At 64.0% G+C, this 25,335-nt stretch carries 20 protein-coding genes and 2 pseudogenes; 10 read left to right on the plus strand and 12 right to left on the minus strand.

Going from position 1 to position 25,335, the window contains the following annotated elements; genetic code table 11:
- The 3 genes and pseudogenes from ACZIRK_RS27735 to ACZIRK_RS27745 form a co-directional block, all read right to left on the minus strand.
- Positions 1-122, minus strand: a pseudogene (locus tag ACZIRK_RS27735) (IS110 family transposase); the annotation flags it as partial.
- Between the two features lie 186 nt (positions 123-308).
- Positions 309-1,583 (minus strand): acyl-CoA dehydrogenase family protein, encoded by a 1,275-nt coding sequence (locus tag ACZIRK_RS27740; protein ID WP_474418548.1) that lies wholly within the window; start codon positions 1,581-1,583, stop codon positions 309-311.
- 137 nt (positions 1,584-1,720) lie between these two features.
- On the minus strand, positions 1,721-2,500 hold the full coding sequence (locus tag ACZIRK_RS27745; RefSeq protein WP_474418549.1) for an SDR family NAD(P)-dependent oxidoreductase: 780 nt from the start codon (positions 2,498-2,500) through the stop codon (positions 1,721-1,723).
- A 183-nt stretch (positions 2,501-2,683) separates the two neighbouring features.
- On the opposite strand from ACZIRK_RS27745, the gene ACZIRK_RS27750 reads away from it, so the two are divergent.
- From ACZIRK_RS27750 to ACZIRK_RS27760, 3 genes are read left to right on the plus strand one after another with little or no spacing between them, the layout of a single operon-like run.
- Entirely contained in the window at positions 2,684-3,475 is a 792-nt protein-coding gene (locus ACZIRK_RS27750) for an enoyl-CoA hydratase/isomerase (protein ID WP_474418550.1), read from the plus strand.
- Positions 3,472-4,458 carry a phosphotransferase family protein gene (locus ACZIRK_RS27755; RefSeq protein WP_464346327.1) on the plus strand — a complete coding sequence of 329 codons (987 nt, stop codon included), beginning with the start codon at positions 3,472-3,474 and terminating at the stop codon, positions 4,456-4,458. The genes ACZIRK_RS27750 and ACZIRK_RS27755 overlap by 4 nt, the downstream gene beginning before the upstream one ends.
- Before the next feature lies 1 nt (position 4,459).
- Complete coding sequence (locus tag ACZIRK_RS27760; RefSeq protein WP_474418551.1) at positions 4,460-4,843, plus strand: DUF6285 domain-containing protein; 384 nt, start codon at positions 4,460-4,462, stop codon at positions 4,841-4,843.
- Between the two features lie 112 nt (positions 4,844-4,955).
- Here the strand turns inward: ACZIRK_RS27760 and ACZIRK_RS27765 are convergent, their stop codons facing one another.
- Positions 4,956-5,735: an enoyl-CoA hydratase-related protein gene (locus ACZIRK_RS27765; protein ID WP_130224390.1), complete on the minus strand. Its 780-nt coding sequence runs from the start codon at positions 5,733-5,735 to the stop codon at positions 4,956-4,958.
- Between the two features lie 220 nt (positions 5,736-5,955).
- Between ACZIRK_RS27765 and ACZIRK_RS27770 the strand changes: the two genes are divergently transcribed.
- Positions 5,956-7,230, plus strand: coding sequence for an acyl-CoA dehydrogenase family protein (locus ACZIRK_RS27770; protein WP_130224388.1), 1,275 nt, complete (start codon positions 5,956-5,958; stop codon positions 7,228-7,230).
- A 136-nt stretch (positions 7,231-7,366) separates the two neighbouring features.
- Here ACZIRK_RS27770 and ACZIRK_RS27775 read toward each other — a convergent pair whose 3' ends face one another.
- Entirely contained in the window at positions 7,367-8,242 is an 876-nt protein-coding gene (locus tag ACZIRK_RS27775; RefSeq protein WP_474418552.1) for an SDR family oxidoreductase, read from the minus strand.
- 100 nt (positions 8,243-8,342) lie between these two features.
- Here ACZIRK_RS27775 and ACZIRK_RS27780 point away from each other — a divergent pair.
- The 3 genes and pseudogenes from ACZIRK_RS27780 to ppc form a co-directional block, all read left to right on the plus strand.
- Positions 8,343-9,149, plus strand: a pseudogene (locus tag ACZIRK_RS27780) (crotonase/enoyl-CoA hydratase family protein); the annotation flags it as partial.
- Between the two features lie 155 nt (positions 9,150-9,304).
- On the plus strand, positions 9,305-10,852 hold the full coding sequence (locus ACZIRK_RS27785) for an acyl-CoA synthetase (protein ID WP_474418553.1): 1,548 nt from the start codon (positions 9,305-9,307) through the stop codon (positions 10,850-10,852).
- A 252-nt stretch (positions 10,853-11,104) separates the two neighbouring features.
- Complete coding sequence (gene ppc, locus ACZIRK_RS27790; RefSeq protein WP_474418554.1) at positions 11,105-13,894, plus strand: phosphoenolpyruvate carboxylase; 2,790 nt, start codon at positions 11,105-11,107, stop codon at positions 13,892-13,894.
- A 59-nt stretch (positions 13,895-13,953) separates the two neighbouring features.
- On the opposite strand, the gene ACZIRK_RS27795 is transcribed toward ppc, so the two are convergent.
- From ACZIRK_RS27795 to ACZIRK_RS27815, 5 genes are all read right to left on the minus strand, one after another.
- A complete protein-coding gene (locus ACZIRK_RS27795) occupies positions 13,954-15,123 on the minus strand; it encodes an SMP-30/gluconolactonase/LRE family protein (RefSeq protein ID WP_474418555.1) in 1,170 nt (389 codons plus the stop codon).
- A 180-nt stretch (positions 15,124-15,303) separates the two neighbouring features.
- Complete coding sequence (locus tag ACZIRK_RS27800) at positions 15,304-16,416, minus strand: SMP-30/gluconolactonase/LRE family protein (RefSeq protein ID WP_474418556.1); 1,113 nt, start codon at positions 16,414-16,416, stop codon at positions 15,304-15,306.
- Positions 16,417-16,684: 268 nt separating this feature from the next.
- Positions 16,685-17,599 carry an SDR family oxidoreductase gene (locus ACZIRK_RS27805; RefSeq protein WP_456641019.1) on the minus strand — a complete coding sequence of 305 codons (915 nt, stop codon included), beginning with the start codon at positions 17,597-17,599 and terminating at the stop codon, positions 16,685-16,687.
- A gap of 129 nt (positions 17,600-17,728) precedes the next feature.
- Positions 17,729-18,868: a thiolase C-terminal domain-containing protein gene (locus ACZIRK_RS27810; protein ID WP_474418557.1), complete on the minus strand. Its 1,140-nt coding sequence runs from the start codon at positions 18,866-18,868 to the stop codon at positions 17,729-17,731.
- A 4-nt stretch (positions 18,869-18,872) separates the two neighbouring features.
- The gene (locus tag ACZIRK_RS27815) at positions 18,873-19,286 is read right to left on the minus strand and encodes a Zn-ribbon domain-containing OB-fold protein (RefSeq protein WP_208819960.1); all 414 of its coding nucleotides are present in this window, start codon (positions 19,284-19,286) and stop codon (positions 18,873-18,875) included.
- A 216-nt stretch (positions 19,287-19,502) separates the two neighbouring features.
- On the opposite strand from ACZIRK_RS27815, the gene ACZIRK_RS27820 reads away from it, so the two are divergent.
- From ACZIRK_RS27820 to alkB, 3 genes are all read left to right on the plus strand, one after another.
- Entirely contained in the window at positions 19,503-20,852 is a 1,350-nt protein-coding gene (locus tag ACZIRK_RS27820; RefSeq protein WP_474418558.1) for an amidase, read from the plus strand.
- Complete coding sequence (locus ACZIRK_RS27825) at positions 20,845-21,531, plus strand: DUF2848 domain-containing protein (protein ID WP_474418559.1); 687 nt, start codon at positions 20,845-20,847, stop codon at positions 21,529-21,531. Before ACZIRK_RS27820 ends, ACZIRK_RS27825 begins: the two co-directional genes overlap by 8 nt.
- A gap of 173 nt (positions 21,532-21,704) precedes the next feature.
- The gene (gene alkB, locus ACZIRK_RS27830) at positions 21,705-22,352 is read left to right on the plus strand and encodes a DNA oxidative demethylase AlkB (RefSeq protein WP_474418560.1); all 648 of its coding nucleotides are present in this window, start codon (positions 21,705-21,707) and stop codon (positions 22,350-22,352) included.
- Between the two features lie 117 nt (positions 22,353-22,469).
- Here the strand turns inward: alkB and ACZIRK_RS27835 are convergent, their stop codons facing one another.
- Together ACZIRK_RS27835 and hpaD are read right to left on the minus strand one after the other, a co-directional pair.
- A complete protein-coding gene (locus tag ACZIRK_RS27835; RefSeq protein ID WP_474418561.1) occupies positions 22,470-24,098 on the minus strand; it encodes a thiamine pyrophosphate-dependent enzyme in 1,629 nt (542 codons plus the stop codon).
- Between the two features lie 76 nt (positions 24,099-24,174).
- Positions 24,175-25,158: a 3,4-dihydroxyphenylacetate 2,3-dioxygenase gene (gene hpaD, locus ACZIRK_RS27840; RefSeq protein ID WP_474418562.1), complete on the minus strand. Its 984-nt coding sequence runs from the start codon at positions 25,156-25,158 to the stop codon at positions 24,175-24,177.
- Positions 25,159-25,335: the final 177 nt, after the last annotated feature.

The raw sequence follows: 25,335 nt of genomic DNA on the forward strand, positions 1-25,335 counted from the left end.
CAGGCGATCAGCGCCTCCGGCTCGCTCGCCACCTTGGCTTCCCGCACGATCTTGCCGTTGGCGTCAACCACACACACGCTCGAGCATTCCAATGACACGTCGATTCCGGCATAGTGCTCCATGGTCGACTCTCCTCGATGCTTGGAGCGAGGTCCATCCTCGACTCCGTCACACCATCAATGTGAGGGACGACCGCCCGCCCTCCAAGCAAGCCGCGCGCAGCGCGCCACCCATAGCGCCGTAGCAAGCGCGGCTTGCTTGGAGGGCAGACCGCGGCCCGTTACCCCATCTACGGATCGCCGCGTCCGCTACGGCATGCTGAGTTCGTGCCGGCCGACCACCATCCAGTGCACTTCGTCCGGACCGTCGGCGAAGCGGAGATGGCGGACGTCCTGGTACATTTCGGCAAGCGGCGTCCATTGCGAGATGCCGGTGGCGCCGTGCATCTGGATCGCCTGGTCGATGATCTTGCAGGCGCGCTCGGGGATCATGGCCTTGACCATGGAGACCCAGACGCGCGCCTCCTTGTTGCCGAGCACGTCCATCGCCTTCGCCGCCTTCAGCACCATCAGCCGCATCGCCTCGATCTCGCAGCGCGCCTGCGCGATGATCTGCAGATTGCCGCCGAGATGGGCGATCTTCTTGCCAAAGGCCTCACGGGTGAGGCCGCGCTGCACCATCATGTCGAGCGCCTTCTCCGCCTTGCCGATCGTGCGCATGCAATGGTGGATGCGTCCCGGTCCCAACCGAACCTGGGAGATTTCGAAGCCGCGGCCCTCGCCCAGCAGGATGTTGTCCTTCGGCACCCGGACGTTGTTGAAGCGCAGATGCATGTGGCCGCGCGGGGCATGATCCTGTCCGAACACATGCATGGGACCGAGGATCTCGACGCCAGGCGTGTCCTTTGGCACCAGGATCTGCGACTGCTGCTTGCTCGGCGGCGCATCCGGATTGGTCTTCACCATCACGATCATGATCCTGCAGCGGGGATCGCCGAGGCCGGAGATGTAATATTTCTCGCCGTTGATCACCCACTCGTCGCCGACGAGCTTTGCGGTGGTGGAGATGTTCTTGGCGTCCGACGACGCGACGTTGGGCTCGGTCATGGCGTAGGCCGAACGGATCTCGCCGTTCAGGAGCGGCTTCAGCCACTTCTCCTTCTGCGCCTTGGTACCGACACGCTCCAGCACTTCCATGTTGCCGGTGTCGGGCGCCGAGCAGTTCATGGTCTCGGAGGCCAGCGGGCTCTTGCCGAGCTCGGCTGCAATATAGGCGTAGTCGAGATTGTTCAGGCCTTCGCCAGTCTCGGCGTCGGGCAGGAAGAAATTCCAGAGGCCTTCCTCTTTGGCCTTCTTCTTGGCCTTATCGAGCACTTCGAGCTGGCCGTCGGTGAAGCTCCAGCGGTCCTTCTTGTTCTCACCGTGGCGATAGAATTCGACCGACATCGGCTCGACGGTTTCCCGGATGAACTTCTTCACATGCTCATAGAGCGGGCGGACCTGATCCGACATGCGGAGGTCGTTGAGCTCGTCGCCCGGATTGAGCGTGTAGTTGGTGGTCCGGGGTATGTAGGCGTGTTTCATTTTCTTCCTCCCATCGCCGAAATCGTTGCGGCCAACATAGACGCGGCGGTCTCAAAGCGCGAGCGCACATTTTTCATGGGTGCCTGCGCTGACGCAGCGCAGGACGCCTTTGCCGCATGACGGAATTCGAACAGCGTTTAAAACGCTGTGTAGCCGCCGTCGATCACGAAACAATCCGTCGTGTGGTACGACGACGCCTTGCTCATCAGATAGACCGCGATGCCGCCGAAGTCGGAGGGTTCGCCGAAGCGGCGCACCGGGATGCGCGGCATCACATTGGCGACGAATTTGTCATTCGCCATGATGCCGGCCGTCATGTCGCTCTTGATCCAGCCGGGCAGGATTGCATTCGCGGTGACGCCATGGCGGGCCAGCTCGACGCCGAGCGCGCGGACGAGAGCATTGATCGCGGCCTTGGTGCCGGCGTAGTGCTCGTTGCGCGCGGTGCCGAACAGCGATGCCAGGCTCGAGGTGGCGACGAGGCGGCCGAAGGCATCGCCAGCTTCGGCGCGCTCGGTCATGTGGCGGGCGGCGGCCTGGAATACATGGAACACGCCGTCGAGATTGGTTGCGAACATGGTTCGCCATTCCTCCTCGGTGCGGTCGATGAAGGCGCGCCGTCCGCCGCCGCCGATCCCGGCATTGGCAAAGCAGCCATCGACGCGGCCGAAGGTGTCGAGCGTCGCCTTCATCGCGTCCTGCACCGAGGCGGCATTGCTGACGTCACAGATGCGGGTGTCGACCTTGCCGGGACCCGCCGCCATCGTTGCCGCGGCGGCCTTGTTCTTCTCGGCGTTGCGGCCCCAGATCGAGACATGGCAGCCCGCGGCATTCAGCGCCTGCGCGATGCCAAGCCCGATCCCGCCATTGCCACCGGTGATGACCGCGACGCGGCCTGAGAGGTCGAAGATGCTCATGGTATTTTTTCCTTGGCGTATTTCCCTGGGGTGTTTCCATTTGCCCTGACGCACGTTAATCGTGCATCCGAAAGCGAGACGTTCTTGCTCCACCATGGACAAGCCCGCCTCAAAAATCAAATATGGGCCTAGGGATTTGGCCACCGCGTTACTCATGGCGCGGGCGCAACTCGCGAGGAAACAATGCAATTCAAGCACGTCACGCTCGATTTCGATGGACCGGTCGCGGTCCTCAAGCTCGACCATCAGGAGGTCATGAACGCGGTGTCGATCGACATGCTCGGCGGCCTGGCCGAAGCGCTCGATGCGATCGAGGACAAGCGGGACGAGGTGCGCTGCGTTGTGATCACCGGTGCCGGCCGCGCTTTCTGCACCGGCGCCAATCTGCAGGGACGCAACAACCAGACGTCGGGCAAGCGCAACGCTGGTGCAGCTCTGGAGACCGCATTCCATCCGTTCCTGCGGCGGCTGCGCAATCTGCATTGCCCGATCGTCACCGCGGTCAATGGACCGGCGGCGGGCGCCGGCATGAGCTTCGCGTTGATGGGCGACATGATCCTGTGCGCGCGTTCGGCGTATTTCCTGCAGGCCTTCCGCCGCATCGGCCTGGTGCCGGATTGCGGCTCGACCTGGCTGTTGCCGCGGCTGGTCGGCAAGGCGCGTGCGATTGAATTGTCGCTGATGGGAGAGCGGCTGCCGGCCGAGAAGGCGCTGGAATGGGGCCTCATCAACCGCCTCCATGACGACGGCGCGCTGATGGATGAAGCGATGAAGCTCGCGCATGAGCTTGCCAACGGCCCGACGGTCGCGCTGTCGCTGATCCGCAAGCTCTATTGGGACAGCCCGGAGAATTCGTTCGAGGATCAGCTCAACCTTGAATTCCAGTGCCAGCGACAAGCGGGCACCACCGAGGATTTCAAGGAAGGCGTCACCGCGTTTCTCGAGAAGCGTCCCGCGAAGTTCAAGGGCAAATGATCGAGGCCGAACTCGCGCGCTGCGTCGCGTCCTTCCATCCGGGCGCGACCGGCGTCACTGGCGCCGCAAAGCTTTCCGGCGGCGCCAGCCAGGAGACCTGGACCTTCGACATCGTGCATCCGGACGGCACTATCGGCGCGATCCTGCGCCGCGCGCCGCCGGGCTTTGGTGCGGCACCCTCGCGCGCGGCCGGGCTCGATGCGGAGGCGAGCTTGATGCAGCTTGCGCATGATGCCGGCCTACCGTCGCCGCGCGTGCTGCATGTGCTGAGGCCGGAGGAGGGGCTTGGTACCGGCTTCATCATGGCCCGCGTTGAGGGCGAGACCATCGCGCGCAAGATCCTGCGCGACGAGCAGTTCGCCAAGGCGCGGCCCCTATTGGCGCGCCAGCTCGGCAAGGTCGCAGCCGGCATCCATGGATTGCCGGCGACGAAACTGCCGAAGCTGAGGCAGATGACGGCGACCAAGGAGATCGGCGATCTCGAGCGGGAATATCGCGGCTTCGACTGGCCGCGCCCGGTGTTCGAACTGGCGCTGCGCTGGCTGCGCGACCACGATCCCGGTCCATCGGACGAGGTGACGCTGGTGCATGGCGACTTCCGCCATGGCAACCTCATCATCGGTCCAGACGGCGTGCGCGCGGTGCTGGATTGGGAGCTCGCGCATTTCGGCGATCCCATGGAGGACTTAGGCTGGATCTGCGTCAACTCCTGGCGCTTCGGCGAGATCGACAAGCCGGTCGGTGGCTTTGGCTCGCGCGAGGAATTGTTCGCAGGCTACGAGGAGACTGGCCGCAAGGTCGATCCTGTCAGGGTGATGTTCTGGGAAGTCATGGGCACGCTGCGCTGGGGCGTGATGTGCTGCGGCATGATGCAGCGCTTCCGCATTGGCCCCGACCATTCGATGGAGCGCGCGATGATCGGCCGTCGTGCGTCTGAGACCGAGATCGATTTGCTCAGGCTATTGGCACCGCGAGGGCGTTGAGATGCAGGACGAACCGACACCAACAGAACTGATCAAGGCCGTCGCAGACTTCCTACGCAACGAGATCGCGCCCGCGATCAAGGGCCACAACGCATTCAAGCTCCGCGTCGGCATCAACGCACTCGATCTGGTCACGCGCCAGCTTGCGTTGGCGCAAGTGGCCGATGCCGCGGAGGCGGCGCGGCTCAAGCAATTGCTCGGCACCGACGGCTCGCTGTTCGAGCTTAACCGCGTGCTCTCGGAGAAGATCGCGAGCGGCGTGGTTGATTTGCAGACGCCGGGACTGGCCGATCACCTCTGGCAGACCACGATGGACAAGCTCGCCGTCGATCAGCCGAACTATGCGGCGTATAAACGGGAGATGAGCGACACAACGAGATCGTAGTTGTGTCGTCATGCCCGGGCTTGTCCCGGGCATCCACGTGCGTCCTTCATCGAGGTGCCAAAGATCGTGGATGGCCGGGACAAGCCCGGCCATGACGGAGAGCGAAGGCCGCCTACTTCCCCACCCACTTCGGCGGGCGCTTCTCGGCAAACGCCTTCGGGCCCTCGATGTAATCCTGCGAGGCCGCCATCGCCTTCACGGCGGGGTACTCGCGCTGCTCGTTGATGGCCTGCTCAAGCGACACGGCCAGGCCGCGTTCGATGGTCTGCTTGGAGGCGCGGATCGACATCGGCGAATTCTTGCAGATGGTCTCGGCCCAGCGCACGGCTGCAGCGAGCGCTTCGCCCTGCGGCACGACCTCGTTGACGAAGCCGAGCTCAAGGCCTTCCTTGGCGCTGACGTGACGGGCGGTGAGGATCATGCCCATCGCGCGCTTCAGCCCGATCTGCCGCGGCAATCGGTGCAGGCCACCGGCGAGCGCGGCGAGGCCAACGCGCGGTTCCGGCAGCGCGAAGGTCGCATTCTCAGCGGCGATGATCAGGTCGCAGGCGAGCGCGATCTCGAATCCTCCACCCATCGCGACGCCATTGACCGCGGCGATGATCGGCTTGTCGCAGTCGAAGCGCGAGGTCAGCCCGCCGAAGCCGCCCTTGTCCCAGCCGCGCTTGCCGCCAGCCGCCTGCCATTTCAAATCGTTGCCGGCGCAGAACGCCTTGTCGCCGGCACCGGTAACGATCGCGACCCACTGCTCGGGATCGGCGGAGAAATCATCGAACACCTTGTTGAGCTCGAAATGCGCATCGATATGCAGCGCGTTGTACACCTCAGGGCGCGACAGCGTCACGATGGTGATCGGTCCCTTGCGTTCCACCTTCGAGAATTTCAGATCCATGTTCGCTCCCGCTGATTTTCTGTGGCGAAGAATATTGATCTCAATAGTAGCGCGGCTCAGGCGCTCGATGCCAGCCAATTACGCAAGGCGTCTGCGCATGCCGAGCGCGACGTGATTGCTTGACTTGAGTGCCGTCTTCTCACCTTAATCGAGCTGAGCAGAGGCGTGCAGCGCCTAAACGCAAAACGATAAGCAACGACATCTTGCGGGAGAGACTACCTTGGATTTCAACCTGCCGGCGGACCTCGTCGCCTATCTCGCCGAACTCGATACCTTCATCGCGCGCGAGATCAAGCCGCTGGAGGAGGCCGACGATAACATCCGCTTCTTCGACCACCGCCGCGAATGGGCGCGCACCGATTTCGAGAACGGGGGCCTGCCGCGGCACGAATGGGAAGCGCTGCTGCGCAAAGCCAAGGACCGCGCCGATGCCGCGGGTCATCTGCGCTTTGCGATCCCGAAACGCTATGGCGGCAAGGACGGCTCCAATCTCTGGATGGCGGTGATCCGCGAGCATTTCGCCTCCAAGGGGCTAGGCCTGCACAACGACCTGCAGAACGAGCATTCGATCGTCGGCAATTTTCCTGTCGTCACCATGCTCGACCGCTACGGCAGCGACGCACAGAAGGCGATGATCGACGGTTCGATCACAGGAAAATACCGCATCACCTTCGGCCTCACCGAGCCCGACCACGGCTCCGATGCGACCCATATGGAGACCAGGGCGGAGCCTGCGACCCGCGACAACGTCAAGGGCTGGGTCATCAGCGGCGAGAAGATGTGGACCACCGGCATGCATGTCGCAACCCATTGCGCGCTGTTCGCGCGCACGTCGGGCAATGACGGCGATGCGCGCGGCATCACCTGCTTCCTCGTGCCGGCGAAATCGGAAGGCGTGAAGGTCGAGGAATATATGTGGACCTTCAACATGCCGACCGATCATCCCCGCGTCAGCTTCACGGATGTATTCGTGCCTGAGGATGCGCTGTTCGGCGAGGTCGGCCGCGGGCTGTCGCTGGCGCAATGCTTCGTGCACGAGAACCGCATCCGCCAGGCTGCGAGCTCGCTCGGCGCGGCCGTCTACTGCATCAATGAAAGCGTCACCTATGCGCGCGAACGAAAACCGTTCGGCAAGGCGCTGGCCGAGAACCAGGCGATCCAGTGGCCACTGGTGGAGCTTGCGACCCAAGCCGAGATGCTGCGTCTCTTGATCCGCAAGACCGCCTGGGAGATGGACCAGCTCACCCAGGCGCAGGTCGAGCACACGCTCTCCGACAAGGTCTCGATGTGCAACTACTGGGCAAACCGCCTCTGTTGCGAGGCCGCCGACCGCGCCATGCAGGTCCACGGCGGCATGGGCTATTCACGCCACAAACCGTTCGAGCACATCTACCGCCACCACCGCCGCTACCGCATCACGGAAGGCAGCGAGGAAATCCAGAAGCGCAAAGTGGCGGGATTCCTGTTCGGCTATATGGGGGCGGGGAAGCATTGAGTTTTTGCCGTCATTGCGAGGAGCGCGAGCGACGAAGCAATCCATGTCTCCGCAAGTGGCGCGATGGATTGCTTCGCTCCGCTCGCAATGACGGGAGCGAGAGTGGCGGCTTGCAATGACGCCGTCCTTGGCGACGTCAACCCCGCGCTGCGCGATCCTTCTCATTCTGCGCCTTGATCGAGTCGCGCGCGTTGGTCCAGTCGTCGTCGCTCCATTCGCGGAGCTGATAGAAATTGCCGCCCATCGCGAGCGCCTGGGCGCCGTCCATTGCGATGGTCTCGCCGTTGATCCAATCGCAGCCGCCGGAGATCAGGAACACGGCGAGGTTCTGCAATTCCTCCATGGTGCCGACGCGGCCCATCGGGTTCATCGCCTTGGTCCGCGCGCCGGCTTCGTCGCCAGGCTTGATGCGCTTGCTCATGCCTTCGGTCGGAATCTCGCCGGGCGCGATGGTGTTGAGGCGGATGCCGTATTTGCCCCATTCGATCGCGAGCGACATGGTCATGGCGTGGATCGCGGACTTGCTCATCGCCGACGGCACCACATAGGGCGAGCCGTTGCGCACCCAGGTGACGGTGATCGACACCACATTGCCGCGCTGCTTGCCGGCGATCCAGCGCCGCCCGACCGCATGGGTGACGTAGAACGTGCCGTGCATGACGATATTGGCCACCGCATCGAACCCGCGCGGCGAGAGCTCTTCGGAACGCGAGATGAAATTGCCGGCGGCATTGTTGATGAGGTCGGTGAGGGGGCCGCTGCTCGTCCAGATCGCCTCGATCATCTCGTCGACCGCCTGCGCGCTGCGGATATCGACGCCGTGGCTGACCACGCGCCCGCCAGACTGGTCCATCAGCTCGGTTGCAGTCTCGTCGCAGACGATCTTGCGGCGGCCGCAGATATGCACTTCGGCCCCCAACTGCAGGAACTTCGCGGCCATGGACTTGCCCAGGCCGGTACCGCCCCCGGTCACGAGGATACGCCGTCCGGCGAGAAGCTGATCTGTGAACATGGTTTCCACCCAAAGGGGATTGTCAGTTAATTGGTCGATTGACTAAAACCGGCAACGGCCCTTCTGTAAAGCGGCAACAAGATCAGCGGAGGACAATTCCATGGAGCAACGCGTCACGATCTCGGTTTCCGATGGGATCGCCGATGTCCGGCTGGTGCGCGCGGACAAGATGAATGCGCTGGATGCCCCGATGTTCGAGGCGCTGGTGGCCGCGACTGAGCGACTTTCGACCGAAAAAGGCGTCCGGGTGGTAGTATTGTCCGGGGAGGGGCGGGCGTTCTGCGCCGGCCTCGACATGGGGCGTTTCGCCGCGATGAAGGAGAAGGGCGGCAACGGGATTGCCGGCGGCGAGAAGCGGGACCTCACCATCCGCACCCACGGGCAGGCCAATTTCCCGCAACAGGCAGTCTGGGGCTGGCGGCAGCTCCCGGTGCCGGTCATCGCCGCGGTCCATGGCGTCGCGTTCGGCGGCGGCTTCCAGCTCGCGCTTGGCGCCGACATGCGCTTCCTCAGCGCTGACGCGCGGATGTCGATCATGGAGATCAAATGGGGCCTCGTCCCCGACATGGCGGGCACGCCGATCCTCGCCACGCTGGTGCGTGACGATATCCTGCGCGAGCTCACCTATACGGGGCGCATCTTTTCGGCCCAGGAGGCCCTGGGCTATGGCCTCGCCACCCGCGTGTGCGACGATCCGCTCGCCGCGGCCTTCGAGGTCGCGCGCGAGATTGCCGGCAAGAGTCCGGATGCGGTCCGTGCCGCCAAGCGCCTGTTGAACAAGCTGTCGGTCGATCCCGGCCCGGCGCTGCTCGCCGAGTCCGTCGAGCAGCAGAAGCTGTTGGGCAGCCCGAACCAGACGGAGGCCGTGCGCGCCAACATCGACAAGCGCCCGCCGCGCTTTGTGGACGTGCAGAGCCTCTCACGCCGTCATGGCCGGGCTTGTCCCGGCCATCCACGTTTTGGTCTCTCGGCGACGAAGCAAGAACGTGGATCACCGGGACAAGCCCGGTGACGACGAAAACAGCGAATGCCGGGCCAACAACGGACAAGAACAACAAGCAAATGAGCGAAACCTCCCAACTCTTCCTCGGCATCATCAGCGGCGATCGCCGTCGCACGCATGAGGAAGTCGCCCAGCGCACTGAGCGCATCGCCAGCGGCCTGCGGAAGCTTGGCGTCCGCGAGGGCGACAGCGTGTGCATGCTGATGCGCAACGACATCGCCTTCATCGAGGCCGCCTATGCCGCGATGCGGCTCGGGGCCTACGGCGTGCCGATCAACTGGCATTTCAAGCCGGAAGAGATCAACTACGTGCTGACGGATTCCGGCACGAGGGTCCTGATCGCGCATGCCGACATGCTGCATCCGCTGCGGGATGCGATCCCTGCCGGCATCACCGTGCTGAGCGTGCCGACGCCGCCGGAGATCCTCGCCAACTACAAGATCAATCCCGATCATCTCGGCGTGCCGGATTTCGCTGTTGATTTCGAGCCGTGGCTCGCGAAACACCCACGTTATGACGGCCCGGTAGTGCCGCAGCCGCAGAACATGATCTACACCTCGGGCACAACAGGCCATCCCAAGGGCGTCCGCCGCTTTGCCCCGACGCCGGAGCAGGCGGCCAATGCGGAAGCGATGCGCGCCATGATCTATGGTCTCAGGCCCGGCGTCCGCGCGCTGCTTCCGGGCCCGCTCTATCATTCCGCGCCGAATTCCTTCGGCCTCCGCTCCGGCCGGCTCGGCGGCGCGCTGCTGATGATGCCGCGCTTCGATGCGGAAGATTTCCTCAGCTTAGTCGAGGAGCAGCGGGTCGACACCGTCTTCATGGTGCCGACCATGTTCATCCGCCTGATGAAGCTGCCGGAGAAGGTGCGCAGGAAATATGACGTGTCCTCGCTGCGCCATGTCATCCACGCTGCCGCGCCCTGTCCGGCCGATATCAAGCGCGCGATGATCGAGTGGTGGGGGCCGGTGATCTATGAGTTCTACGGCTCGACCGAGTCTGGGGCGGTAACGTTCGCGAATTCCGAGGATGCGCTGAAGAAGCCCGGCACTGTCGGCAAGATTTCGCCCGGCGCCGAGCTGCGCTTCATCGGCGAGGACGGCAAAGTGCTGCGATCAGGCGAGATCGGCGAAATCTATTCGCGGATATCAGGCAATCCGGATTTCACCTACCACAACAAGCCCGAAAAGCGCGCCGAGATCGACCGCGACGGATTCATCACGTCAGGGGATGTCGGCTATATCGACCAGGACGGTTACGTCTTCATCTGCGATCGCAAGCGCGACATGGTGATCTCGGGCGGGGTCAACATCTATCCGGCCGAGATCGAGGCGGTGCTGCATGCCGTTCCCGGCGTGCATGATTGTGCGGTGTTCGGCATCCCGGATGCCGAATTCGGCGAGGCGCTGATGGCGGTGGTCGAGCCGCAAGCAGGGGCCAAGCTGGACGTCGCCTCGGTCCGCGCCCAGCTCAAGAACTCGCTCGCCGACTACAAGGTGCCCAAGCACATCGAAATCGCAACCAACCTGCCGCGCGAGGATTCCGGCAAAATCTTCAAGCGCCGCCTCCGCGACCCCTATTGGGAGCAGGCGGGAAGGAGGATTTAGCCTCCGGTCGTCCCGGGCTTGATGACAGACCCTCATGGTGAGGAGGCGCGTAGCGCCGTCTCGAACATGAGGCCCCGACAGCGCCCGCGGCCCATCCTTCGAGACGCCGCTGGCGCGGCCCCTCAGGATGAGGTTGGAAGCCGAGGTCGGCGGCGCAACATCCTGTGTGCGCCGCCTCCAACTTCATCTTGCGCTGCGGCAAAAAAGTTGCACACTCCGCGCCTGCCGGGCAGTTGCTGGAGCGATCAGCCAATGTCTCCCCAGACCACGTCTTCCGAAACCGATGTCCGCGCCAACCGCGCTGAGGACAGCCAGGCGCTTGAGGAAGACACGCGGCTGCGCACTGACATCCGCCTGCTCGGGCGCGTCCTTGGCGACACCGTGCGCGACCAGGAGGGCGCCGACGTCTTCGACCTGGTCGAACGCATCCGCCAGACCTCGATCCGGTTCCATCGGGATGAAGACCGGCTGGCGCGGCGGGAACTGGAAACCATCCTCGACAGCATGTCGATCTCGGAGACGGTGCGGATCGTCCGCGCCTTCAGCTATTTCTCCCACCTCGCCAACATCGCCGAGGACCAGAACAACATCCGCCAGATGCGGGGGCGGGGAGCCGGTGCGCCGCGTCCGAGCCTGCTGACGCAGGCGGTGAGCCATGCGCAGCAGGCTGGATTCAGCCCTGACGATCTGCGCCGCTTCTTCAAGGGTGCCCTGGTCAGCCCGGTCCTGACGGCGCATCCGACCGAGGTCCGGCGCAAGAGCACCATGGACCGCGAGATGGAGGTCGCACGTCTGCTCGACCGGCGCGAGCGGTTGCAGATGACGCCCGAAGAGAGCGAGGCCAGCGACGAGCAGCTTCGCCGCGCCGTGGTGACGCTATGGCAGACCAATCTGTTGCGCCGGACCAAGCTTACGGTGCTGGACGAGGTCACCAACGGATTGTCGTTCTACGACTACACGTTCCTCCACGAGGTGCCGCGGCTGCATTGTGCGCTGGAAGACCGGCTCAACAAGGAAGGCGGCGAGCCCGGCGAACTCGCATCCTTCCTGAAGATGGGAAGCTGGATCGGCGGCGACCGCGACGGCAACCCGTTCGTCACCGCCGACGTCATGCGCGGCACGCTGCGGCTGCAGTCGAGCCGGATCTTGAGCTTCTATCTGGAAGAGCTGCACTTACTCGGCGCCGAATTGTCGCTAGCCAAGAACCTTGCCGATGTTTCTGACGAGCTGCGTGTGCTCGCCGAGCGCTCGCCCGATCCTTCGCCGCACCGGAGCGGCGAGCCCTATCGTTTGGCGGTGTCCGGCATCTATGCCCGGCTCACCGCGACCGCCGAGAAGCTGCAGGTCGAGATCACGCGGCGGCCGGTCGGCAAGGCCGAGCCGTATACCAATGTGAATGAGCTGAAGGCCGACCTCGATGTGCTCGACCGCTCGCTGATTGCCAACAATTCCGCCGTCATCGCGCGTGGACGCTTGCGGCTGCTGCGGCGCGCGGTGGATTGCTTCGGCTTCCATCTCGCCCGCCTCGACATCAGGCAAAACTCCGCGGTGCATGAGCGCACCGTCGCCGAACTGCTTGATACTGCGATCCCCGGCATGTCCTACATGGCGCTCAGCGAGGATGCCCGCATCAACCTGTTGCTCGGCGAACTTCGCAGCGCGCGTCCGTTGTCCTCGCCCTTCGTGAAATACAGCGAGGAGACGCAAGGCGAACTCGCCGTGTTCCGGGCAGCCGCCGAAGCGCATGCGACCTTCGGCGCGGAGGCGATTTCCCAATGCATCATCTCGATGTGCAAGGGCATGTCCGACATGCTCGAGGTCGCTGTGCTCTTGAAGGAGGTCGGGCTCATCAATCCCTCCGGCCGCAGCGCCATCAACATCGTGCCGCTGTTCGAGACCATCGAGGATCTTCAGGCCTCCAGCGGCATCATGGACCGCATGCTGGCGCTGCACGATTATCGCCGATTGGTGGACAGTCGCGGCGGCGTGCAGGAGGTGATGCTCGGCTATTCCGACAGCAACAAGGACGGCGGGTTCGTCACATCAGGCTGGGAGCTCTACAAGGCGGAGATCGGCCTCGTCGAGGTGTTCGAGCGCCATCACGTGCGCCTGCGTCTGTTCCATGGCCGCGGCGGCTCGGTCGGCCGCGGCGGCGGCCCGAGCTATGACGCCATCATCGCCCAGCCCGGCGGTGCCGTGAACGGCCAGATCCGGATCACCGAGCAGGGCGAGATCATCTCGAGCAAGTATTCCAACGCCGAAGTCGGCCGCAACAACCTGGAGATCCTTGCCGCCGCGACGCTCGAGACCAGCCTCTTGCAGCCCAGGCAAAGCGCGCCGCGCGCCGAATATCTGATGGCGATGGAGCAGCTTTCGGCGCTCGCCTTCAAGGCCTATCGCGGTCTGGTCTACGAGACCGACGGCTTTGCTGATTATTTCTGGGGCTCGACCGTCGTCAACGAAATCGCGACGCTCAACATCGGCAGCCGACCGGCGTCGCGCAAGAAGACCCGCGAGATCGAGGACCTTCGCGCCATTCCCTGGGTGTTCTCCTGGGCGCAGTGCCGGTTGATGCTGCCGGGCTGGTACGGCTTCGGCAGCGCGGTCGAGGCCTGGATCGCGGAGCATCCGGAGCAGGGCATGCCGTTCCTGCAGGAGCTCTATAAGGAATGGCCGTTCTTCCGCACGCTGCTCTCCAACATGGACATGGTGCTGGCAAAGAGTTCGATCGCGATCGCCTCGCGCTATGCCGAGCTGGTGCCGGATGCGGAGTTGCGCGAGAAGATTTTCGGCCGCATCCGCCGCGAATGGCACCTGTCGATCGAGACGCTGCTGGACATCATGGGCCATGAGCGGTTGTTGCAGGGCAACCCGCTGCTCGAACGCTCGATCCGCAACCGCTTCCCTTATCTCGATCCGCTGAACCACGTGCAGGTGGAACTGTTGAAAGAGCACCGCGCGCAGAACCCTGACGAGCAGGTGCTGCGCGGCATCCAGCTCACGATCAACGGGATCTCCGCAGGGTTGAGGAATAGCGGGTAGGGAAGGCGAACAGCGAATGGCGAGTAGAGACGCTACTCCCTACTCGCCATTTACTTTTCTTATGGCTTCATCGAGCCCTGTGCACTCGTGTAGACGGCATAGAGCGATGTCGAGCCGCAGATGTACAGTCGATTTCGCTGCTGACCGCCGAAGCAGAGGTTGGCGACGGTTTCCGGAATGTGAATCCTGCCGAGCAGATTACCGTCCGGACTGTAGCAACGCACGCCATCTTCATTCGGATCGCCCCAACCCACGGAGCACCAAACACGCCCGGCGGTGTCAGTTCGCACTCCGTCGGTAATGCTGGGTTTGGGCATTTCCGCGAAGACCTTGCCGTTCGATACCTTTCCGCCCGCAACATCGAGGTCGAACACTCGGATATGCGACGGGTTCTCCGGCCCGTCTGTAAAGCCGGTGTCGATGACGTAGAGCTTCTTCTCGTCAGGCGAAAGCGCAATGCCGTTGGGCTCAACGAAATCGTCGACAACAACCTTGATGTCCCCGGATTTCGGATCCACCCGGTAGACGTTGTGCTTTTCCTGCTCAGGATCGGCCTTGATGCCCTCATAATAACCGCCGATGCCGTAGACCGGATCGGTGAACCAGATCGCGCCATCGGAGGTGACAACCGCATCATTCGGCGAATTCAGTTTCTTGCCATTATATTTGTCGGCGATGATGGTGATCGAGCCGTCGAGCTCGGTACGGGTGACGCGTCGGCCGGAATGTTCGCAAGTGATCAGGCGTCCTTCGCGATCGATGGTGTTGCCGTTCGAGTTCATCGATGGCTGCCGGTATACGCTCAGGTGACCGTCATCCTCGGAGAAGCGCATGATACGGTTGTTGGGAATGTCACTGAACAGCACGTAGCGCCCGGCCGGGAAGTAGACCGGACCCTCAGCCCACCGCATGCCGGTTGCGACGCGCTCAACTGCCATGGTGCCCGCGAAGGCTGGGAAACCGGGAGGCCCGAACGTTGGCGGTCCTCCCTTCCTGGCAGATTCCAGGTGGGAGTCCGGATACCGGCTGCCGGGCAGCGGTCCCAAGGGCAGCGGCGCGGTCGATCGCGTTGGCGTGCCCGTTTGGCCGAGTGGCGCGACGGTCGCTGCCGAGGCGCCTTGTACCCCGAAGCTGGTCGCCGCAAGCGCCGCAGCCGCGCCCTTCAGAACGGTGCGGCGGCCGAGGCCGGGCTGATTGATCTCGGCGGAAATGGTCAGTGATTTTGTCATAGTTGCCTCCCTTTTTTGTTGGGAGAAAACCATCCGCCCGCATTCGGGCGTAAACCGGGCGATCCTTCCCAGCTCACGATCAACGGGATATCCGCGGGATTGAGGAATAGCGGGTGGGGAAGGTGAATAGCGAATGCGGCGTTCTATCCGCCATTCGCCACTCCCTATTAGCCGACTGCGTCAGCAGTTATGCGCGCCCTGCGTCTCCACATAGACCGCATAGAGCGATTGGCTCGCGGTCATGAACAGGCGATTGCGCTTCTTGCCGCCGAAGCAGACATTGGCGCAGGTCTCAGGCAGCAGGATCTGGCCGATCCGCGTGCCGTCGGGGGCGAACACCTGCACGCCGTCATAGCCCGGGCCGACCCAGCCGGCGCCCACCCAGATGTTGCCCTCGGTGTCGACGCGCAGTCCGTCGGGGAAGCCTGACTTGCCGTCGAGCTTCATGTCGATCAATTGCTTCGGGTTGGACAGCTTGTCGCCGTTGATGTCGTAGCTCCAGACCACGTTGTTGGCGTTCGGATAGTGCGTGATGCCGGTGTCGCAGACATACAGCTTCTTGTAGTCGTGGCTGAAGGCGATGCCGTTCGGCTTGAAGGGCTCGTCTGCAACCTTGGTGATCTGGCCGGACTGTCCGTCGACCCGGTACACCGCTTCCTTCTGGTAGGGCTGCACCGAGCCGGTGTTGGCCAGTTGTCCCTCATAGATCGAGATCGCGCCATAGCCGGGATCGGTGAACCAGATCGACTTGTCGTTGGGGTGGACGACCATGTCGTTCGGCCCGTTCAGCGGCTTGCCGTTGGCTTCCTGGGCCAGCGTGGTCACTGTGCCGTTATGCTCGAAACGCACCAGCCTGGTGCGCTCGGCTGAGATCTGCCGTCCCTCGAAATCGAAGGAGTTGCCGTTGGCCTCGTTCGACGGCTTGTGGAACTGCTCCGAGATATGGCCGTCATCGTCGAGATAGCGAAGCTGCCGGTTGGCGGGGATGTCGCTCCAGACCAGATATTGCCCCTGTGCGTTCCAGGCCGGCCCCTCGGCCCACAGGCAGCCCGTGTAGAGACGCTTGATCGCGGTGTTGCCGACCTTGGCCTTGAAGCGCTTCGGATCGATCACGACGATATCGGGGTCGGGATAGCGCTGCGGCTCCGCATTGCGACCGAAGTCGCGGGCAAAGGCTTCCGGCGCGACCGCCGCAGTTGCAGCAATCGCGGTTGCACTGCGCAATAGCGTCCGGCGATCGAGCCCGATCGCGCCGCCGTCCTGCTGGTTGGGTGAATTGTTCGGATTGTTCATGACTTCCTCCCAGGCTTTTTTGTTGTTGGGAAGGAACTCATGCGCCCGCATTCCGGCATAAAACGGGCAGCCGTAGCGAAACAACCGGAGATAGCGTCGTCCCGGGAGCCAGCGGGGGCGACGCTGTCATGAAGTTGTCAGACCATCACTCGGACCTCATCCCGTGGAGCCACGCAAGCGGCGTCTCGAGGGATGGGCCACGGGGGGAGATTGGGGCCTCATGGTTCGAGACGGCGCTGCGCGCCTCCTCACCATGAGGGATCGACGGTCAGATCGGGTCCCAACCGAAGACGTCGGCAGAGCGGTCGAGATTGTAGAACGAGCCCTTGAGCGCCGGCATGCCGTGTTCGGCGATGGTCTGTGGCGTCCAGCCTTCGCCGCGGTGCACCGAGCGCAGCGGCCGCGACTGGCCCATCAGGAAGATCTCGTTCATGCGGACCGCAAAGATCTGCCCGGTGACCTCCTTGGCGGCGTCGCTGAGCAAATAGGCGCAGACCGGCGCGACCTTCTCCGGCCCCATCTGCTTCATCCTCTCCACGCGCGCCTTTTCGGCGTCGGTCTCGGTTGGAATGGTGCCGATCATGCGGGTCCAGGCGAACGGGGAGACGCAGTTGGAGCGCACGTTGAAGCGGCTCATGTCGAGCGCGATCGACTTCGACAGGCCCACGATGCCGAGCTTGGCGGCGGCGTAGTTGGCCTGGCCAAAATTGCCGATCAGGCCCGAGGTCGAGGTGAAGTGCACGAAGGAGCCGCTCTCCTGCTCGCGGAACAGCCGCGCTGCGGCGTGGCTGACGTAGAAGGAGCCCATCAGGTGCACCTTGATGACGGCCTCGAACGCCTCCACGCTCATGCGGTGGAAGATCGCGTCGCGCAGGATGCCGGCATTGTTGACGACGCCGTCGAGCCGGCCGAAATGATCGGTCGCGGTCTTCACGATCTTGCTGGCTGGGATCGCTTCCGCAACCGACTCGAAATTGGCGACCGCGGTGCCACCGCGCTTCTTGATTTCTTCGACCACTTCCTCGGCTGGGGCGGCGCTCGATCCCGCGCCGTCAGCCGTGCCGCCGGGATCGTTGACCACAACCTTGGCGCCTTCGGCGGCGCAGAGCAGCGCGATCTCGCGCCCGATGCCGCGGCCTGCGCCGGTGACGATAATGACCTTGTCCTGCAGTGATTTTGTCATGTGGGTTCTCCGCTATCTGTTTCGCTTCAAGCCGTCATTCCGGGGCGCGAAGCGCGAACCCGGAATCCATTTTGCCGCGCGATGGATTCCGGGCCTGCGCCTGTCGGCGCATCCCGGAATGACGGGCTGTTACTTCTCGTTCGTGAAGATGATCGTGCCCGACGCCGCGAACATGCCGCCGACGCCATGGCACACCGAGATCTTCGCGCCGGGCACCTGCGCCGGCGCGATGCCGCGCATCTGGCGCACGCTCTCCTGCAGCGCGTACATGCCATACATGCCCGAATGCATGTAGGACAGGCCGCCGCCATTGGTGTTGAGCGGCAGCTTGCCGCCGGGGCGCGTATTGCCATCGGCGATGAACTTGCCGGTCTCTTCATGCGGCATGAAGCCGAGATCGCCGAGGCCGAACAGCGGCAGGTGCGCAAAGGCGTCGTAGATCATGAGGTGATCGACGTCCTTGTGCGCAATGCCGGCCTCCTTGAACGCCAGCGGGCCTGCGGTCTTGAAGGCACGCGAGGAGTTGAAGGTCTCCATCTGGCTGACCATCGGCGTTTCCACGCTCTCGCCGGTGCCGAGGATGTAGACCGGCTTCTGCGGAAAATCCTTGGCGCGATCGGCCGAGGTCAGGATCAGCGCGCCGCCGCCATCGGTGACGAGGCAGCACTGCAGCAGGCGGAAGGGATAGGCGATCATCCGCGAGTTCAGGACGTCGGCGACCGTGATCGGGTCCTTCATCGTCGCCCGCGGATTCTTCGCCGCCCATTCGCGCTGCACGACGGGCACCATCGCGATCTGCTCGTGTGTGATGCCGTAGGTCTTCATGAAGCGCAGGACCGGGATCGGGAACATGCTCGGCGGCCCGTACACGCCGAATGGCGCCTCGAACTGGCCGTTGAGGCTGTCCGGCGGCGTGAAGCGCGGCTGCTTGCCGATCATCGACTTGCCGCTTTCGGCATGCGTGATCAGCACGGTCTTGCAGAGGCCGGCCTCGATCGCCGCCGCGGCGTGACGGACATGCAGCATGAACGAGCAGCCGCCGACGGACGTGCCGTCGACCCAGGTCGGCTTGATGCCGAGATAGTGACAGACCTGCTGCGGCGTCTCGACCGCGGTGGCGAAGCCGTCGATGTCGGAGAGCTTCAGCCCCGCATCGGCGATGGCATTGAGTGCAGCATCCGCATGGAGCTGGAGCTGCGACATGTTGGGGATGACGCCAAGCTCGGTGGTCTCGGCCGCGCCGACGACGGCTACCTGGTTCCTGCGCATCTCTTTAACCCTTCGCCGGACGGAACAAAGGAAGCGTGATCTTGTCGTCGAGCTTCTCGAATGCGACTTCCAACTTCATGTCGAGCTCGAGCGCTTCCGGCGTCTGCGGGCAGTCGATGATGTTGCTCATCATGCGCGGGCCCTCGTCGAGTTCGACCACCGCAATGGCGTAAGGCGGCGTGAAGCCGGGCGCAGCGGGACGGTGATTGATGACGTAGCTGTAGAGTGTGCCCTTGCCGCTCGCCTTGAACACGCTGACCTTGCGCGAGGCGCAGGACGGGCAGAACGGGCGCGGCGGGAAGTAGACATGCGAGCAGGCGTCGCAGCGCTGCAGGCGCAATTCCCCGACCTGCGTGCCATCCCAGAAATGCTGGGTTTCCGGCGTCGGTTTCGGTTTTGCGCGCGCAGCTTCGGCCATTCGGCATCCTCCCTGGATCAGGCCGTCAGGCCTCATTCAAAAACGTGATGCGACAATTGACTATCCGTCGTCAACGGTCCAGCGTTTCCAATCGCATGGCGGTATTCCGAAGACGACAGCGCGCTTGTATGCCAGCCTGTCTCGGGCAATAGTCCGCCACGCGGCAAATCCGCCGCGCTCAAACAACGCGCCTGAAGAGACCTGAAATCGAAAGCCATGCCTGACAATCCGACCCTTGCCTCACTCGCCGCAGACCTCGACAGCGGCCGCACCAGTGCCCGCCAACTGGTCGAGCAGTGCCTCGCCAAGATCGCCGATCCCGCAGGCGAGGGGCAACGCGTGTTCATTCACGTCGACAAGGACGCTGCGCTCGATGCCGCCGATGCGATGGACCGCCTGCGCAAGGCGCATGCGGCGCCGTCACCCTTTGCCGGCATTCCCGTTTCGATCAAGGACCTCTTCGACATCAAGGGGCAGGTGACCCGCGCCGGCTCCCGCGCGCTGGAGGATTCGGCGCCGGCGGAAGCCGATGCGCCCGTGGTGGCACGGCTGCGCGCGGCCGGCTTTGTCGTGATCGGCCGCAGCAACATGACCGAGTTCGCCTATTCCGGCATCGGCATCAATCCGCATTACGGCACGCCGAAGAGCGCCTATAACCGCAGCGTCGGCCATGTGCCCGGCGGCTCGTCGTCGGGCGCGGCAGTATCGATCGCCGACGGCATGGCTTTTGGCGCGCTCGGCACCGATACTGGCGGCTCCTGCCGGATTCCTGCGGCCTTCAACGGCATCGTTGGCTACAAGCCGACGCAGCGGCGCATTCCGCTCGATGGCGGTGTGCCGCTGTCGTTCTCGCTCGACAGCTACGGGCCGCTCGCCAATTCGGCCGCCTGCTGCGCGACGCTCGATGCCGTGCTCGCGGGCGAGCCGGTGACGTCGCTGCAGCCGCGGCCGGTGAAAGGCCTGCGCTTCGCGGTGCCGACCACGGTTGCGCTCGATGACCTCGATGATGCCGTGGCCAAAACTTTCGAGCGTGCGCTCGCGGCGCTGTCGAAGGCTGGTGCGCTGATCGAGAAGATCGAGGTGCCGGAGTTCCTCGATGTCGGCATCATGAACGCGAAGGGCGGCTTTGCGGCGTCCGAGAGCTACGCCTGGCACCGCTATCTGCTTGCCAGCAAGGGCGACATCTACGATCCCCGCGTCGCCACGCGCATCGCGCGCGGCGAGGGATATCTGGCCGCCGACTACATCGATCTCCTCAATGCCCGAAAGTCCTTCATCGCGCGCACCGAGAAGCGCATCGCGCCCTATGACGCGCTGCTGCTGCCGACCACGGCCAACACGCCGCCGAAGATCGCCGATCTTGAAGACGACAAGGCGTTCACCGCGGAAAATCTGCGCGCGCTGCGCAACTGCACGCTGATCAACGTGCTCGACGGCTGCGCCATCTCGCTGCCGGCCCATCGTGAAGATGATGTGCCGGTCGGTCTGATGGTCGCGGCGGCAGGCGGATCGGATCGCCGCATCTTCGAGATCGCGGCCGCAATGGAGACCATCATCCGTGTATGACCTCACTTTCACCATCGACGACAAGGGCGTGGCGACGCCGCTGACGCTCGCGATCGACCAGGCGGTGATCGCCGGCTGGACCGGCCGCGATCCGGTCGCGCGCGACAAGCATATCGCCGAGCTCGAGGCGCTCGGCATTGCGAGGCCGGCAACGACGCCGATCTACTATCGCTGCTCGGCGCGGCGGCTGACCACCGAGGACACAATCGAAGTCTGCGGCGAGGAGTCCAGCGGTGAGGTCGAGTTCGTATTGATCGGCTGGCAGGGCCGCATCTTCGTCGGCTGCGGCTCCGATCACACCGACCGCAAGGTCGAGAGCTACAGCGTCACGGTTTCAAAGCAGATGTGCGACAAGCCGATCGCTTCCGAATTATGGGAGCTCGAAGACGTCATCGACCACTGGGACCAGATGATCCTGCGCTCCCACGCCTGGATCGATGGCAACCGCGTGCTGTACCAGGAAGGCACGCTCGACGGCATGCTGCCGGTGAAGGACCTGATCGCGCGCGGCTTCGACGGCAAGGGCCTGCCCGACGGCTGCGCCATGTTCGGCGGCACCTTCGCCGCCAAGGGCGGCATCCGCCCGGCAAGCCGGTTCGAGTTCGAGCTGGAGGACCCGGTGCTGAAGCGAACGATCCGCCATGCGTATGATGTGGTGACGCTACCGGTGCGGGGATGATCTAACGCCGCCGTCATTGCGAGCGCAGCGAAGCAATCCATCTGTCCGCGCGCGGCGGCATGGATTGCTTCGCTGCGCTCGCAATGACGCCTGAGTATCGGAAACCGGGTGGTGGACGGCTCGCGGATTTGCCACCCCCTCGTTATTGTAGGATCTGAAGTGAGCATTGCGCTTTGACGGCTGACTTATTCGACAGCGTTGCCGAGCGTCCGGCGCGGGAGGTGATCGCGGAAGGCGCGGTGATCCTGCGCGGATTTGCGCTTGCGGTTGAGGCCGAACTGATCCCGGCGCGCGAGATCGTCACGCAGGCGCCGTTTCGCCGTATGTTCACGCCCGGCGGTTATCAGATGTCGGTGGCAATGACGAATTGCGGCAGCGTCGGCTGGGTCACCGATCGCAGCGGGTATCGCTATGACGGCGTCGATCCCGAATTCGGAAAGCGATGGCCAGCAATGCCGCCGGTGCTCGTGCGCCTGGCGCGCGAGGCAGCGGCCGAGGGCGGCTTTGACGATTTTGCGCCGGATGCCTACCTGGTCAATCGTTACGAGCCGGGTGCAAGGTTGTCGCTGCACCAGGACAAGGACGAGACGGATTTTGCCGCGCCGATTGTCTCGGTGTCGCTCGGCCTGCCCGCGATCTTCCTGTTTGGTGGGCCAAAGCGCAGCGACAAGACAGCTCGGTACCGGCTGACGCATGGCGATGTCGTGGTGTGGGGCGGGCCGTCGCGATTGTTTTTCCATGGCGTCGCGCCGCTCGCCGACGGCGAGCATGCGGTGCTCGGCCGGCAGCGGATCAATCTGACCTTTAGAAAGACCCGGTAGCTCTCCTCCGTCATTCCGGGGCGCGCGCAGCGCGAACGCGGAATCCATTTCACCCCGTGACCCGGCGGCGCCATGGATTCCGGGCCTGCGCCTTCGGCGCATCCCGGAATGACGGCCTCAAGGTTTCGGCGGATGAATGAACGCCCACGGACTCACTTCTGAATCTGTCGGCACCTCGATCGCGATCACGTATGGCCCGCCATCGGCTAGCGCCTTTTCCAGCGCAGGACGGAAATGATCCGGCGAGGTGACGCGCGCGGCACCGGCGCCGAAGGATTCCGCGAGCTTGACGAAATCCGGATTGACGAGGTCCGACGCCACGACGCGGCCATCGAAGCGTTCGCGCTGGTCTCGCCGCACATTGCCGTAAGAGTTGTTGTTGAACACCAGCGTCACCACGCCGATGCGATGTTGCACGGCGGTGGAAAGCTCCTGCACGCCGAACATGAAGCCACCGTCGCCCGTGATCGCCACCACCGGCTTGTCGGGATGGGCGACCTTGGCGCCAAGCGCGGTCGGAAAGCCGGAGCCGAGCGTGCCCTGATAGCCCGAGGTGATGAAGGTGCGCGGCTCGTACACCGGAAAGCCGTACCAGGAGGCGAAACCGACCTGCGAGAGCTCATCGGTGACGATGGCATTCGAAGGCAGCACCTCGCGGAGAATCTTCAGGTAAGCCATCTGCGGCTGGATGCGCTGGATTTCGCGCGCTGCCGTCGCGGTCGCTTCGCGGATCGCCGCACGCCGGCCGCCGCTCTTGCCAAGACCAGTCTTGCGCACGGCCGCGAGCAGCTCGGCGGTGCCGGCTTTGGCATCGCTCACGATGGCAGCATCAGGCGTCAGCCGGCGCATCTCGACCGGATCGATGTCGATGCGGATCGATTTGATGCCGCCGGGTTGGTACGGCCAGCGGAAACCCGAGGCCGGCAATTCCATGCGGGTGCCGATCCCGATCATCAGGTCGGTCGTCGGCCACAATTTGTAAGCGGCCGCCATGGTCAGCCCGAGCTCGTGCGCATTGGAGACGATGCCGCGGCCGCTGCGGAAGGCGACGACGGGCGCGTCGATCATTTCGGCAAGCTCAAGAATTTCTTCGTCGGCATCGATCGCGCCACTGCCGACAAAGATCATCGGCGTCTTGCTCGCCGCGATCAGCGTGGCCGCCGCCTTGATCCTGTCAGGGTCGGGCAGTGGCGCCGGAAATGGCTCGAACGGCTTTGATGGCGCGACCGCCGCACGCTGGGTGAAGATGTCCCAGGGCATCTCGAGCGATGTCGGTCCGCGCCGGCCTGATAGCATCTCCTGGAATGCGCGCGAGACCACCGCCGGCGCCGCATCAGGATATTCGATGCGGTCAGCCCATTTCACGAAAGTGCGCAGCGTCGCGAGTTGATCCGGCATCTCATGCAGATGGCCGCGGCCTCTGCCGAGGAATGCAGTCGGCACCTGCCCGGTGAGGCAGAGCACCGGTTCGTTGCAGCCGAAAGCGGTGAGCAGCGCTGCGCTGGCGTTGAGCACGCCTGGGCCGGGCACCACGCTGAACACACCGGGGCGGCCGCTCGAACGCGCATAGCCGAACGCCATATAGCCGCAGGCCTGCTCGTGCCGCGCGCCGACCACCTTGAGCTGCGCCTGATGGAAGGCGTCGAACAGGCCATAGATTTGCGCGCCGGGCAGGCCGAACACCGTGTCGACGCCGTGGGCGACGAGGCCGCCCACGATCGCTTCGCCGCCGCTGGTTGAGCTCATCTTGTTATCCATCCGCTTCTCAGACTTCGTCGACCACGCCGTTGCGCAACACACCGACGCCTTCGGCCCCGATCGCTCAATCCGCAATCGTGACGTCGGCAACGAACAGCGGCTCCCGCACCGCTTGTCCGGTGAATGGCGAGCCCTGCTCGAACCAGGAGCGCGGCGCGGGCGCGCCCCACAAGGTCTGGCGCCGCGGGTCCTTCAGCGACCAGCGCAGCGGCTCATGGTCGTGATCTCCAGTGAAATAGTCGCTGGTGTAGAGCTCGAGCCGGTGGCCGTCAGGATCCCTGACATAGAGGAAGAACGCGTTGGAGATGCCGTGGCGGCCGGGGCCGCGCTCCATGTTCTTCAGGAAGCCGCTTGACGCCATCACGTCGCAGAGATGCAGCACGTTCATTGCCGTCGGAACCCAATAGGCGAAATGGTGCAGGCGAGGGCCCTTGCCGTTGGTGAAGGCGAGGTCATGCACATTGCCCTTGCGATGCATCCATGCCGCGGCGATCCGTCCGTTCGGGGCATCTTCTTCGCCATATTCGGTGAGACGAAAGCCGAGCCGCGCGTAGAAATCGATGGTGTCCTGCAGTTCGGCGGCGAAGACGTTGAAATGATCCAGTCGCTGCGGATGGCAGCCCTTATAGAGGTCGTAGCGGCGCAACAAATGCGGGCGCTTCTCCATCGTCGCGTAGAGCTCGAGCTGGAAGCCGAAGGGATCGGAGAACTGCAAGGTGCGGCCTTGGAACGGCTGATCGACGAAACGATAGTCGATGCCGTGCTCGGAGAAGAACGCCGCCGCCTTGTCGAGGTCGCCATCGTTGCCGACCTTGAAGCCGAGCCGGCTGCAGGCTGCGACTTGCGCCTTGCGCAGCACCAGCGAGTGATGCTGGTGCTCCTCGGAGCCGCGCAGATACACTGCCTTGTCGTCCGCGTCCTCGACATGCAGCCCGACCGTGGTCTCATAGAATGCGCGGCTGGCGGCGAGGTCGGTCACGTCGAGCACGACGTGGCTGCAGCGGATGATGTTGAACGGCGGATCGAAGACGTGCTGCGGAACGGGCATCGATGTTTTGCTCCTAGACTCAAGGCAGTCTCGTCTTCACCTCTCCCATAGGGAGAGGTCGCGCCGTAGGCGCGGGTGAGGGGCTCAGGTCCCTCGACAGAGCGCAACCCCTCACCCGAATTGCTGCGCAATTCGACCTCTCCCTATGGGAGAGGTGGGGCACCGTCTTTGTCGATG

The sequence above is a fragment of the Bradyrhizobium sp. Leo114 genome (genome assembly GCF_055229415.2).